Origin of the sequence: Rhodococcus sp. AW25M09, from assembly GCF_000333955.1 — a bacterium.
In the GTDB taxonomy this organism is placed as follows: domain Bacteria; phylum Actinomycetota; class Actinomycetes; order Mycobacteriales; family Mycobacteriaceae; genus Rhodococcoides.
Genome location: NZ_CAPS01000110.1, coordinates 1 through 11,405, shown reverse-complemented (window position 1 = coordinate 11,405; position 11,405 = coordinate 1). Strand labels below are relative to the sequence as shown.

General features: G+C 64.2%; 15 protein-coding genes and 1 pseudogene. 6 read left to right on the top strand and 10 right to left on the bottom strand.

Annotated elements, in window-relative coordinates; translation table 11 throughout:
- Both RHODMAR_RS29205 and RHODMAR_RS21030 read left to right on the top strand, forming a co-directional pair.
- Positions 1–169, top strand: a pseudogene (locus tag RHODMAR_RS29205) (iron chelate uptake ABC transporter family permease subunit); the annotation flags it as partial.
- Positions 166–945 carry an ABC transporter ATP-binding protein gene (locus RHODMAR_RS21030; RefSeq protein WP_008718590.1) on the top strand — a complete coding sequence of 260 codons (780 nt, stop codon included), beginning with the start codon at positions 166–168 and terminating at the stop codon, positions 943–945. The pseudogene RHODMAR_RS29205 and the gene RHODMAR_RS21030, both read left to right, overlap by 4 nt.
- Here the strand turns inward: RHODMAR_RS21030 and RHODMAR_RS21025 are convergent.
- From RHODMAR_RS21025 to RHODMAR_RS21005, 5 genes are all read right to left on the bottom strand, one after another.
- Positions 942–2,249, bottom strand: coding sequence for a PP2C family protein-serine/threonine phosphatase (locus RHODMAR_RS21025; protein WP_008718589.1), 1,308 nt, complete (start codon positions 2,247–2,249; stop codon positions 942–944). The genes RHODMAR_RS21030 and RHODMAR_RS21025 overlap by 4 nt on opposite strands.
- A 36-nt stretch (positions 2,250–2,285) precedes the next feature.
- Positions 2,286–2,651, bottom strand: a complete 366-nt coding sequence (locus RHODMAR_RS21020; protein WP_157226161.1) for an ATP-binding protein — start codon at positions 2,649–2,651, stop codon at positions 2,286–2,288.
- A gap of 53 nt (positions 2,652–2,704) precedes the next feature.
- Positions 2,705–3,094 (bottom strand): STAS domain-containing protein, encoded by a 390-nt coding sequence (locus tag RHODMAR_RS21015; protein WP_008718586.1) that lies wholly within the window; start codon positions 3,092–3,094, stop codon positions 2,705–2,707.
- Positions 3,095–3,125: 31 nt separating this feature from the next.
- Positions 3,126–3,461, bottom strand: coding sequence for an STAS domain-containing protein (locus tag RHODMAR_RS21010; RefSeq protein WP_157226160.1), 336 nt, complete (start codon positions 3,459–3,461; stop codon positions 3,126–3,128).
- Between the two features lie 179 nt (positions 3,462–3,640).
- Positions 3,641–5,233 (bottom strand): phytoene desaturase family protein, encoded by a 1,593-nt coding sequence (locus RHODMAR_RS21005; RefSeq protein WP_008718584.1) that lies wholly within the window; start codon positions 5,231–5,233, stop codon positions 3,641–3,643.
- Positions 5,234–5,371: 138 nt separating this feature from the next.
- Between RHODMAR_RS21005 and thiD the strand changes: the two genes are divergently transcribed.
- Positions 5,372–6,163 (top strand): bifunctional hydroxymethylpyrimidine kinase/phosphomethylpyrimidine kinase, encoded by a 792-nt coding sequence (gene thiD / locus RHODMAR_RS21000; protein ID WP_008718583.1) that lies wholly within the window; start codon positions 5,372–5,374, stop codon positions 6,161–6,163.
- Between the two features lie 103 nt (positions 6,164–6,266).
- Positions 6,267–6,572: a hypothetical protein gene (locus tag RHODMAR_RS20995; RefSeq protein ID WP_008718582.1), complete on the top strand. Its 306-nt coding sequence runs from the start codon at positions 6,267–6,269 to the stop codon at positions 6,570–6,572.
- A 37-nt stretch (positions 6,573–6,609) separates the two neighbouring features.
- On the opposite strand, the gene RHODMAR_RS20990 is transcribed toward RHODMAR_RS20995, so the two are convergent.
- The 5 genes from RHODMAR_RS20990 to RHODMAR_RS20970 form a co-directional block, all read right to left on the bottom strand.
- A complete protein-coding gene (locus tag RHODMAR_RS20990) occupies positions 6,610–6,894 on the bottom strand; it encodes a LapA family protein (protein ID WP_008718581.1) in 285 nt (94 codons plus the stop codon).
- Between the two features lie 63 nt (positions 6,895–6,957).
- Positions 6,958–7,128 carry a CsbD family protein gene (locus RHODMAR_RS20985; protein ID WP_008718579.1) on the bottom strand — a complete coding sequence of 57 codons (171 nt, stop codon included), beginning with the start codon at positions 7,126–7,128 and terminating at the stop codon, positions 6,958–6,960.
- Positions 7,129–7,238: 110 nt separating this feature from the next.
- Positions 7,239–8,045 (bottom strand): transglutaminase-like domain-containing protein, encoded by an 807-nt coding sequence (locus RHODMAR_RS20980; RefSeq protein WP_008718578.1) that lies wholly within the window; start codon positions 8,043–8,045, stop codon positions 7,239–7,241.
- Between the two features lie 84 nt (positions 8,046–8,129).
- Entirely contained in the window at positions 8,130–9,149 is a 1,020-nt protein-coding gene (locus RHODMAR_RS20975) for an LLM class flavin-dependent oxidoreductase (RefSeq protein ID WP_008718577.1), read from the bottom strand.
- 79 nt (positions 9,150–9,228) lie between these two features.
- Positions 9,229–9,810 (bottom strand): TetR/AcrR family transcriptional regulator, encoded by a 582-nt coding sequence (locus RHODMAR_RS20970; RefSeq protein ID WP_230074079.1) that lies wholly within the window; start codon positions 9,808–9,810, stop codon positions 9,229–9,231.
- Positions 9,811–9,904: 94 nt separating this feature from the next.
- Here RHODMAR_RS20970 and RHODMAR_RS20965 point away from each other — a divergent pair, with 94 nt between their 5' ends.
- Positions 9,905–11,047, top strand: coding sequence for an acyl-CoA dehydrogenase family protein (locus RHODMAR_RS20965; RefSeq protein ID WP_008718574.1), 1,143 nt, complete (start codon positions 9,905–9,907; stop codon positions 11,045–11,047).
- Positions 11,048–11,097: 50 nt separating this feature from the next.
- A partial coding sequence (locus tag RHODMAR_RS20960) for a carboxyl transferase domain-containing protein (RefSeq protein WP_008718573.1) occupies positions 11,098–11,405 on the top strand: 308 nt, incomplete at its 3' end.

Here is an 11,405-nt window from a genome sequence, read left to right as displayed (position 1 = left end):
GTCGGCTGATTCCGGTCACTGCGCTGATCGGAGCGGTCTTCATGGTGTGGGTCGACGCGGTGTCCCGCATTGCGTTCGCACCGACCCCGTTGCCGGTGGGGTGGGGACTGCACTGGTCGGTGTTCCCGCCTTCATCGCCATCCTGTCCAGACGGAAGAAGGCGTCATGACGCTCTCGGCAACCGATCTCACCTGGCGTCGCGGCGGTGCACTCGTCGTCGACGGAGTGTCGCTCGAGCCCGGCCCCGGCGATACCGTCGGGCTGCTCGGACCCAACGGTTCCGGCAAATCCTCGCTGCTGCACTTGATGAACGGTGCCGTCAAAGCCACCTCCGGCGTCGTGACCCTCGATGGTGCCGAGTTGTCCACGATGCGTCGCAAGGACGTGGCGAAAGTCGTTGCCGTGGTGAGTCAGCACGCCGACACCGACTTCGACATCACCGTCGCCGACATCGTTCGACTCGGGCGCATTCCGCATCGTGGTGCATTCGGCGGCGACGCGGCCGCCGACGCAGCGGCCGTGGATTCAGCGCTGCGGCACACCGGGTTGGCGGACAAGGCGCACCGTCTGTGGCATCAGCTGTCCGGGGGAGAACGCCAGCGAGCACAGATCGCGCGCGCTCTGGCGCAGGAGCCGCGGGAACTTCTCCTCGACGAGCCGACCAATCACCTCGACATCCATCATCAGCTCGAATTGCTCGCGCTCGTTGCACGATTGCCCATCACCAGCGTCATCGCACTGCACGATCTGAACCTGGCGGCAATGTTCTGTACCCAGCTGGTGGTGCTGTCGGAAGGCGCAGTGGTGGCGGCCGGAGCCCCCGCCGAGGTGCTGACCGAGGAGTTGATCGAGCGGGTCTACCGAGTCCGCGCCCATGTGACGCTCGTGGGACCGAACGATCGGCCGTCGATTCGATTCGAGCCCGGCATCGGGGCGTTCGTCTAGCGCATCCGTTCGGGCTGGTGGTCGGCAACTGCCGACTCGACTGATTCTGAATCGGCCACGGCCGGGGGGACCTCGAAGGAAAGTAGCGCCACGTCGTCCTGAAGTCCGTCGCCGAACGATGCCAGCAGCACGGTGAGGTCGTCGACGATTTTCGCTGCGGTGGTGGGACCCTTTGCTGCGACAAACGATTCGAGGCTGCCGTCGTCGTCGAACCGAGTTCGGCCGGGTCCGACGATGGCCTCGGTGAGTCCATCGGTGTAGAAAGTCATGACGTCACCGGCCCGCAGTGTCACCGAGGCCGACGCGAAGTGGGGCTCGGACAGGGCTCCGACGAGTTGGCCACCGGTCGTGTCGACGTAATCGACTTCGGCATCGTGGGTGACCCGTATCGCAGGTGGGTGCCCACCGCTGGCGAGATGCACCACCGCGCCGTCCGGTCCAGGGGTGATGGTGCCGAACACCACCGTGCAGAACCTCGGGTCGTCTCCGTGAAACTCGTGGTGCAGAACGGTATTGAGGTTCTCCAACACCGAGATCGGGTTGCGGTCGAACACCGCTGCGGCCCGCAGCGTGTACCGGGTCAGTGAAGTGACTGCAGCAGCTCCCGCGCCTTTGCCGCTCACATCACCGAGGAAGAAGCCCCAGGTGTCTTTGTCGAGTGGAAACACATCGTAGAAATCCCCGCCGACTTCGTCGAGGGACGCCGGGTGGTAGTGGGCGGCGACGTTCATGCCCGTCGGAGCGGACAGGATCGGCGGCAAGAGCGTCCGCTGCAGAGTCGACGCCAGGATCTGCACCTGCGTTCTCTCGGCCTCGGCCAGTTTTCGTGCTTCCTCCGAAGCTCCCAAGGCATCCTGGGACCTGTCGAGAGCTGCCTCGGCGTCGTCCTGCGCCGCCTCGGCGAACCTTCGCGCGTCGACCAGATCCTTCTCACGCACGCGGCCTTCGGTCTCGTTGTGCAGCGTCATCGTCACCGTCACCGCGCCCGATTCCTCGCGAATACTGTTCGCGAGCATGGACACTGCCGTCGACGAAGCACGCTCGGGCCCGCCGGTCAACTGCGCCGTCGCCCCGATCGGCGAATGGGAATCCGAGTTCGACGCGGCCTCGAGCAGGTCGGACAACACAGGCGCGAACTCGGCGCTGAACAAATCTGCGACGGCGGTGCCGACGAGCGCGTCGCGGCTTCGAGCAGTGATTCGGGCGGCCGCCTCGTTCGCGTACAGAATTCTGCCGCTGACGACGTCGATAGAGAACACTCCGCACGGTGCGGTCGCAAGCAGGTCGGCTGCCGAAGCGGTCATGTGCACTCCTCCGAGTCGGTACGGGTGGGCGGGTGATCAGGTGCGGCCGGCCGCAGCGAGCGGCCTGCTCCAGACCGCTGTCACCACGGTGCCCAGTCCCGGTCGGTGATCGACCGAGAGGTCATCGGCCACCGCGGCGGCGAGTTGCAGACCGTGGCTGCGACCCGTCGTCGGTGTCGGTGGGCGCCACGTTCCGGTGTCGGAGATGGTGACGGTCAGCGTCTCGTGTTCGTAGGTCACGGTGATCGTCATGGTTCCGGTCTCGGGTGCCGAGGAGTACGCGTGCTCGACCACGTTGGCGAGGGCCTCGTAGACACCGAGCACGATGTCGTCCACCAGAGATCGGTCCACACCGAGTTCGAGAACCCAACTGTGCAGCCGTCGTCGGATCGTGGTCGCCACGTTCGACTCTGCCTGTGCGGTGTGGCTCCACCTCTGTAGCGAAGGTGGATGCGTCATCGTTCGATCTCGCTGTCGTGAGCCGTGGACCGCACGTGGGCCACTGCGTCCGAAACGGTTGCGAACGTTGCCATCACACGATCGATCCCGCTGAGCTGCACCGGTCTGACGACGACGCCGCTGACTGCCACCAGCGCCATCCGTGATGAATCGGGCAGACGATTGCACACTCGTACCAGCACGGTGATTGCGCTCGACGACAGAAAGCTCACGTCGGTCAGGTCCACGACGAGCCCCCCTTCTGCAGTGTCGGCCGCGGGAAACGCTGTGGCAGACAGTTCGGGGAGGGTATCGAGATCGAGTTCGCCGCGAACGGTGAGCACCGTCGTCGAGTCGTACGCATCCGACATGATTTCGAATGGGCCTTCGGCCGGCACCTCTGACATGATCCCGACGTTACCCGTTGTGGAGGACGGTTCAGGACCGAAAGTCGTCGATCAACAGACCGCCTGCGCCCAGCACGTCCAGCACCATGCGTACCGAGCGGGCCGGAGCGAAAACGGCAATCTTGCCGGGATGTACGTATGTGGCGTCGATGATCGCGTTGGCGACGCCCGAGTACATGAACGACACCTCCGCCAGATCGACCGTCACGCGATCGGAGGTCGATGCCAGGCGGTCGAGACTGTGGACGAACTCGGCCCGAGTGGACATGTCCAGCTCGCCGAAAGCGCGCAGTGTGTGGCGACCGTCCGGATGCAGAACGGTTTCGAGTCGAAATACGCCTTCGTCATCGCGAAGGGAGCGTTCCATGGTTGCAGTGCTCGTGAGCATGTGGTGACCTCTTCCCCGAAGCGCTCGTCCCGGTCGGTGTACCCGAAGGATGCAAGACGCTGAGTCGTTGTGCAGTCAACGATGTCAGCGTGCAATTGCGAAAGGGCTGCGTGCAAGATCTCGATTCGGTAACGAAATGTCTCGATTCGGTAACGCCGTCAACGGGCCAAGAATTCGATGAGTGAGCTGGTGATCTTCTTCTTCATCCAGCCCCGTGCGCCTCGCTGGCCGAGCGCCGCGCGTGCAGCGTTCAGGCCGGCCGCCCCGTGGACCCCGCCACCGGGGTGTGCCGATGCCGAACCCAAGAACAACCCCTCCACCGGGGTCTCCGACCGCCCGAGACCCGGCGTCGGCCGGAAGATCAACTGTTGCTGGAGCTGCGCCGTCCCGCCGTTCACTGCGCCGCCGTACAGATTGGCATCGGCTCCGTGGAGATCGCTCGGCCGCTGGACCACCCGCCCGACGACCGAATCCAGAAATCCGGGTGCGTGGGCGTCGAGGACGCGGTCGACGCGGTCCGCCACGATGTCGGCGGCGGCATCGTCGACGACGCCTCGGGGCAGATGCGTGTAGGCCCAGGCGCTTTCGGTGCCCTCCGGCGACCTGCTCCTGTCGGCAGTGGTCATTTGGCCGAACAGCATGAACGGGCTCTCCGGAAGAACGCCGGTGGTGAGGTCTGCTGCCCAATGCACGAGGCCGTTGTCGTCCGCCCCTAGGTGGACTGTGCCGGCATCGGCCAAAGACGTTGAATTCCATGGTATTCGGCGATCGAGGGCGTAGTTCACCTTCACCACCGGGGTGTCCCACTCGAAGGCACGAAGGTCCTCGTGCAGACGTCGCGGCACGGCGTCGAACGGAAGCAGTGAACCGTACAGTGAGGGTGCCGAGACGTCGGCCACGATCGCTCTGCGCGCACGGAAGGTATCTCCGGCCGCGGTATGCACAACGCGGGCGCGGCCACCGCTCACCTCGATGGACTCGACTCCTTGCCCGCATTGGAGACCGGCACCCGACGCGGCCCCCCGGCGAATCAGGGCGGTGGTCAACGCAGACGATCCACCCACCGGTACCGGATAGCCGACGTCCTGGGCGAGCATCGTGAGCAGGTAGCCCATCATTCCGCTCGCGGGAGCGTCGGTGGGCACGTCACCGTGCATGGCGTTGCCCAGCAACAGGCACCTCGCGGCCTCGCTGTGGAACAGCTCGTGAGCCATCACCCGCGCAGGCAGGGCAGCGAAACGCGCGAAACGCAGTGTCTCGGACAGGCCGAGGGTACGAACCAGCCGTGCCCCGGATGCCACGGGTGGAAAAGGCCCGAACAGTGAATCGAGAAGTGGCTTACGAACGCGTTCCCACTGCTCGAAGAGCCGCAGCCAGGTGTCGCCGTCCCGCTTGTCGTGTTCGGCCAGCAGCGCAGCGGTGACCTCGACGTCGTGGTGGACGACCGGGGCGTGGGTGTCCTGTGCCGACCGTGCATGGCCGTAGACCGTGGGGGAGTGCGACCACTGCAGCCCGTAGTTCTCGAGCTCGAGCGCCGTCATGGCGGGTGAGGCGAGCGCCATCGGGTAGAACGCGCTGTAGAGGTCGCTGGTGAACCCGGGAACCAGCTCTGCGCTTCGAACGGCACCGCCGGGATGTTCGGCTGCTTCGAGGACCACTACGTCCCAGCCTGCATCGGCCATCGCGGCAGCGGCGACCAACCCGTTGTGGCCGCTGCCGATGACGATCGCGTCGACGTCGGTGGTGGTCATCGGGTAATGCTCCTCGAGTCGGTCGTGGTGTTGCTTCCGAGGGACTTTACCGACACGGTGGATCGGGAGCGAGAGGGCAGCGGACAGCCGGAGCGACCACCTTTTTCGACAGCGATCGCCGGTTGTCATACTGGAAGCATGTCGACAATCGCGTATGTCATCGCAGGTTCGGAAGCCACCGGTGGAGCCGGTCTGCAAGCCGATCTCAAGACATTCGAGCGACTCGGGGTCTACGGGGTCGGGACGATCACGTGCATCGTGTCGTTCGATCCGAAGGCCGGCTGGGGGCATCGTTTCGTTCCCATCGACAGCTCGGTCATCGCCGATCAGATCGAAGTTGCCACTGCTGCACACGATCTCGATGTCGTCAAGATCGGCATGCTCGGTACGCCTGCGACCGTCGAAACCGTCGCAGCCTCGCTGCGCCTGCAATCGTGGCGGCATGTGGTGGTCGATCCGGTGTTGATCTGCAAAGGCCAGGAGCCGGGCGCAGCGCTGGACACCGACAATGCACTGCGGCGCGAGATCCTTCCGCTGGCCACCGTCGTCACACCGAACCTCTTCGAAGCTCAGACCCTGTCCGGAATGGACTCCATCACCTCCGTCGACGAACTCGGCGAGGCTGCGAAGAGGATCGCAGACCTCGGACCTCGGTACGTGGTGGTCAAGGGCGGTGCCGGATTGCCCGGTGACGAGGCCGTCGACGTCGTCTACGACGGGTCCGAACTGACCGTGTTGCGAGCCTCCAAGGTGGGCGACGAACGCGTGTCCGGGGCTGGATGCGTCTTCGCTGCAGCAATCACCGCAGAACTTGCCAAGGGCACGGACGTGCTCGACGCCGTCGCCGCTGCCAAGGATTTTGCGCACGCGGGCATCGTCGGCCGCGTGACGAGCAATGCGCCGTTCGCCGCGGTGGGATGGCACGACTGATCGTCCTGTCCGAGGTCAGGTTTACCGCCGGTACCGAGCGGGCAGCCGACCAGGACGGTTCGCCCCGGACGGGGTGAACCGTCCGAATCCGGAGAGGATCCCCATGGCAGGCGAGAACACCACCGATTCCGACAGTGAGACCCCCGACGACCACAGGACGGTACGAGGTCACGCGGGTGAGGCGATCGTGGACACCCGCAATTGGCCGGGTTACATCTGCATCGGTCTGGCGCTGGTGTGTCTCGGGTTGACACTCACTGCCGCAGGCTACGGATTTGCGGGGTGGGCCTGGATCGGGGTGGTGGTTGCGCTTGTTCTGCTCGTATCGGGAATCGTTCTGGTGCTGCTCGAGCGAAAGCGCGTGAAGGCCGGAGAAGACAAATCGCTGAGCGATCCCGGGGGTCACTGATCGTCTGTCGACCGGCCCCGGGGCCGGTCGACAATGGTCAGCGAACTGCGCGTCGTACCTTCAGTGCGGCGGTAGCGGTCAGCGTGATGACGGCACCGACGGCAGCTGCGCCGAGTAGAGAGACTCCTTGGCCGAGGTCGAAGTTCCAGCCCAGGAAGTTGATCGTGGTGTGCACGGTGTTCTGCAGAACGAAGATCACCAGTGCTGCGACCAGTACGAGTGTGATGAGCAGGGCGAGCTTCGAGGCGAATCCGCCGCGTCGCTCGGTGGTCGTGGTATCGGTCGATGGGGACATCAGGGCGTTTCCGTTCTCGAGCGTCATAGTGGGATGAAGTGCAAGTGCCGCCGATCATCGAGATCGGCGGCACTCGATGAGCTGGGGTGGTTACTTGAAGGTGTCCTTGATGTTCTCGCCGACCTTCTTCACGCCTGCCGAACCCTGATCCTTCTTGCCCTCGGCCTCGAGGTCCTTGTTGTCCGTGGCGTCGCCCACAACTTCCTTCGCCTTGCCGATGGCGTCTTCTGCTGCGTTCTTGGCCTTGTCGATGAAGCTCATGCTGGTCCCTCTCAGGTGGCTGTGATTGCTGGTAACGGATACTTAGTCGGTTTTTCTCGCGCGAAGCAAACGCCACCCTTGAGTGATCTGCGTCACAGGAAGGTGTGATGTCAGGTGAGTGAGACCAGCTCGGTGATGTCGTCATGGGGAAGGTCGCCGTCGACCACGGCGGTGACCACCGAACTGTTCAGCGTGATCGCACCCTTGTGGTTGTCCAGGAACGCGGTATCGGCAGCGTCGCGACCGACCGAAATGCGCACCAGCGTCGAACGAGGAGCGAGGCACGTGGCGTCGACGACACGCCACTGGCCGCCCACGAACGCTTCGGCGACCGCGTGGAAGTCCATCGGATCGCAGCCGGGCGCGTACACCGCAACGAGACGGGCGGGAACATTGACCGCGCGCAGCATGGCGACCACCAGATGGGAGTAGTCGCGGCACACGCCCTGGCCGGCCAGTAGTGTGTCGACAGCTCCGTCGATCGGATCACTGCTTCCCGGAACGTAACTCAGCCGTGCACCCACCCATGCGGATATCTTGGCGAGCAGCTCCTCGGAATCGGCGTACGCGCCGAATTCCGTTGCGGCGAAACCGTAGAACTTGTCGGCCTCGGCGTAGCGGCTCGGGCGTAGGTAGAGCGACATGTCGTAATCGGTGACCGGTGCCGGGGTGGTGTTACCCAGAATGGTCGCGTCGTAGGAGACCTGCAGATTGCCGACATCGGCGGGCATGACGTGAATTCGATTGCCGTGCGGACCGCTGACTTCCTTCGCCTCGATCGGGTTACCGTCGAGAACGAAGGACAGCGACTCGGTCACGGTCGTCCCTGGGTGCGGTGCAACTGCGATCTGAAATTCGAGTGTGGTGGCCGCGGTGATGTCGACATCGAGGCGCGCGGATACGTCGCGTTTGAGCATGGGAACTCCCGGCAGATGGTGGAGGATGAACTCGCTGCCAATACCCAGGCGCACCCAGCCCAAACGCCGCCGTTCACCAGGTGATCAGCGCCACCCCAGCGCAGGAGCGACATCGCGCAGCAAGGTCTCGACCACGTGCGCGCAGTAGTCCACCCCCAGCTGGTTGGGAACGGTGAGCAGCAGGGTGTCGGCGGCTGCAATTGCTTCGTCAGCGGCCAGTTCTTCGATCAGTCGATCGGGCTCACCCGCGTAGGTCTTGCCGAATCGGGCCTTGCCGCCGTCGAGGTAACCGACCTGATCCTCGCCGCTACCTTCACGTCCGAAGTAGGCACGATCGAGGTCGCTCACGATCGGAAAGATGCTCCGACTGACGGAGGTTCGCGGATTGAAGCCATGCCCGGCGTCGCTCCACGCCTTGTGGAAGCGTTCGATCTGCTCGGCCTGCAGTTGGTGAAAGGGCACTCCGGTGTCTTCGCTGAGCAGGGTCGAGCTCATCAGGTTCATGCCCTGACGCGCGGTCCATTCAGCGCTCTCGCGGGTGCCGGCACCCCACCAGATACGTTGACGCAGCCCGGGGGAGTGCGGTTCGAGGCGCAGCAGTCCGGGCGGATTGGGGAACATCGGCCGCGGATTCGGCTGTGCGAAGCCCTTGCCCTCGAGGAGATCGAGGTAGATGCGGGTGTGCTCACGAGCCATATCGGCCTGGTCGGTGCCCTCGGCGGGCGTGTATCCGAAGTGGCGGTAGCCCTCGATGACCTGTTCGGGCGATCCTCGGCTGACACCGAGCTGCAACCGTCCACCCGAGATGAGATCGGCAGAACCCGAGTCCTCGGCCATGTAGAACGGATTCTCGTATCGCATGTCGATGACACCGGTGCCGATTTCGATGGTGCTCGTTCGCGCACCTACAGCAGCGAGCAGTGGAAACGGCGACGCGAGTTGGTTGGCGAAGTGATGGACGCGGTAGTACGCCCCGTCGGCTCCGAGTTCTTCGGCTGCGACCGCCAGGTCGATCGACTGCAGTAGGACGTCCGACGCCGACCGCGTCTGTGACTGCGGGGACGGGGACCAATGTCCGAAGGACAGGAATCCGATCTTCTTCATCGCGTGCTCTTTCGTTGAAGGATCAACTGTGTTCGCACACTACAGCGCCTGCAGGGACGAATTCATTCCTGTTCCGGCGCTACGCGCCGATGCCGGCCGTCAACAATTTCGCCAGTTCGAGGTATGCGTCGCCATCGCTCAGTCCGGTCAACCGAAACACTTCGCGGGTCTGGATTCGAACCATGACCGAGGAGGCGACGTCGCCGACGAATGCTGCGTGCACGTCCCGCACTTCGCCGCTGGCCACGCCTTCGCTGATCAATTCTTGAACACGACGGGCGGCGATCGCGGTGTTGCGCTCGTATACCGAACGGGCAGATTCGAGGGACGCGAGATCGGTCATGAATTGCTCGGATGCCGATTCCAGGGCCGCGCCGACGGCGGTGAGATAGGTGGTGATCCGATTACGGGTGCCGTCCACCTCGGCAACCGCATTTTCGACCTGCGTGGTCATGGACTTGAAGTAGTGCACGGTGGCTCCACCGACCAGCTGATCCTTGCTGGACGCCAAGGTGTACAGGGTGGATTTGGAGCATCGAAGCCGTGCCGCAATGGTGTCGAGCGTCAGGTGCGCAAAACCCTCGGCCAGGAACAGACTCACGAGCTGGTCGAAAAGCTCGGAACGGCGTGCCGTGGCATGCGAGGTCACGGGTGCGTTCACGCCAGTGATGGTACTGCATCGACTTGTGCAGTACTGTGCATCAGTACTGCGGATCACCCTGCAGTACTGATGCTGAACGCCCCGGAGGTTGTCCGTGCCCGTCGATCGTCTGTTGCCTACTGCCGAAGCGCGTGACCTTCTCGCGCTCACCCGCGATGTGGCAGACAAGGTGCTCGACCCCATCGTCGACGATCACGAGCGCCGTGAGGCCTATCCCGAAGGAGTGTTCGCGACTCTGGGCGAAGCAGGGCTGCTCAGCCTCCCGTACGCGGAGGAATGGGGCGGCGGCGGTCAACCGTACGAGGTCTACCTCCAGGTTCTCGAGGAGTTGGCATCTCGCTGGGCGGCAGTGGCAGTTGCGGTGAGCGTGCATGGCCTGGCCTGCCACCCACTGATGGCGTTCGGCACCGATCAGCAGAAGGAAGACAAGCTCCCCGTCATGCTCGGCGGTGCCCAGATCGGTGCGTACTCGCTGTCCGAGGCACAGGCGGGCTCGGACGCTGCCGCGCTGAGCTGCAAGGCCACCGCAACCGACGGCGGTTACACGGTGACCGGGTCGAAGGCGTGGATCACGCACGGGGGAGTGGCAGACTTCTACAACCTGTTCGCCCGCACCGGCGAAGGCTCCAAAGGCATCTCGTGCTTCCTCGTGCCCGGCGGAACCGATGGTCTGAGCTTCGGCAAGCCCGAGGAGAAGATGGGATTGCACGCGATCCCCACGACCTCTGCGCACTACGACAACGTGCACGTCCCCACCGAGTGGCGGATCGGCGAGGAGGGTCAAGGGCTCCAGATCGCCTTCAGCGCGCTCGATGCGGGAAGGCTCGGAATTGCTGCTGTCGCAGTCGGAATTGCCCAGGCAGCACTCGACGATGCGGTGAAATACTCTCAGGAGCGCACTGCGTTCGGCAAGAAGATCATCGATCACCAGGGTCTGGGCTTCGTGCTGGCCGACATGGCTGCGGCGGTCGACTCCGCCCGCGCCACCTACCTCGATGCGGCCCGCCGCCGGGACGCCGGACTTCCCTACTCCCGCAACGCATCCGTGGCCAAGTTGATCGCCACCGATGCAGCCATGAAGGTGACCACCGACGCCGTGCAGGTCTTCGGCGGCTACGGATACACCAGGGACTTCCGTGTCGAGCGCTACATGCGCGAGGCCAAGATCACGCAGATCTTCGAGGGCACCAACCAGATTCAGCGACTGGTCATCGCCCGGTCGCTGGCTACCCGTTGACCTCCCCGCTCCATCGACCTTTCGCACCGAGAACGTAAGGGACACTCTTCATGACCACAACCGAACCCGATATCCATACCACTGCGGGTAAGTTGGCCGATCTTCGTAAACGTCTCGCGGATGCGGAAGTTCCGTCGGGTGAAGCGGCAGTGGACAAGGTCCACGCGAAAGGCAAGTTGACCGCCCGCGAGCGGATCACCGCCCTGCTCGACGAGGGCTCGTTCGTCGAACTCGACGCGTTGGCGCGGCACCGGTCCCAGAACTTCGGATTGGGTGAGAACCGGCCCCTCGGCGACGGTGTCGTCACCGGCTACGGCACCGTCGACGGCCGCGATGTATGCGTGTTCTCCCAGGACGC

What these genes read in the sequence shown, in the direction of transcription:
- RHODMAR_RS20975 (WP_008718577.1), bottom strand. Translation starts at nt 9,149, where the DNA reads ATGAAGAAGATCGGATTCCTGTCCTTCGGACATTGGTCCCCGTCCCCG.
- RHODMAR_RS20985 (WP_008718579.1), bottom strand. Translation starts at nt 7,128, where the DNA reads ATGAGCTTCATCGACAAGGCCAAGAACGCAGCAGAAGACGCCATCGGC.
- RHODMAR_RS21005 (WP_008718584.1), bottom strand. Translation starts at nt 5,233, where the DNA reads ATGACCACCACCGACGTCGACGCGATCGTCATCGGCAGCGGCCACAAC.
- RHODMAR_RS20980 (WP_008718578.1), bottom strand. Translation starts at nt 8,045, where the DNA reads ATGCTCAAACGCGACGTATCCGCGCGCCTCGATGTCGACATCACCGCG.
- RHODMAR_RS20990 (WP_008718581.1), bottom strand. Translation starts at nt 6,894, where the DNA reads ATGACGCTCGAGAACGGAAACGCCCTGATGTCCCCATCGACCGATACC.
- RHODMAR_RS21025 (WP_008718589.1), bottom strand. Translation starts at nt 2,249, where the DNA reads ATGACCGCTTCGGCAGCCGACCTGCTTGCGACCGCACCGTGCGGAGTG.
- RHODMAR_RS21015 (WP_008718586.1), bottom strand. Translation starts at nt 3,094, where the DNA reads ATGTCAGAGGTGCCGGCCGAAGGCCCATTCGAAATCATGTCGGATGCG.
- RHODMAR_RS21030 (WP_008718590.1), top strand. Translation starts at nt 166, where the DNA reads ATGACGCTCTCGGCAACCGATCTCACCTGGCGTCGCGGCGGTGCACTC.
- RHODMAR_RS21010 (WP_157226160.1), bottom strand. Translation starts at nt 3,461, where the DNA reads ATGGAACGCTCCCTTCGCGATGACGAAGGCGTATTTCGACTCGAAACC.
- thiD (WP_008718583.1), top strand. Translation starts at nt 5,372, where the DNA reads ATGTCGACAATCGCGTATGTCATCGCAGGTTCGGAAGCCACCGGTGGA.
- RHODMAR_RS20995 (WP_008718582.1), top strand. Translation starts at nt 6,267, where the DNA reads ATGGCAGGCGAGAACACCACCGATTCCGACAGTGAGACCCCCGACGAC.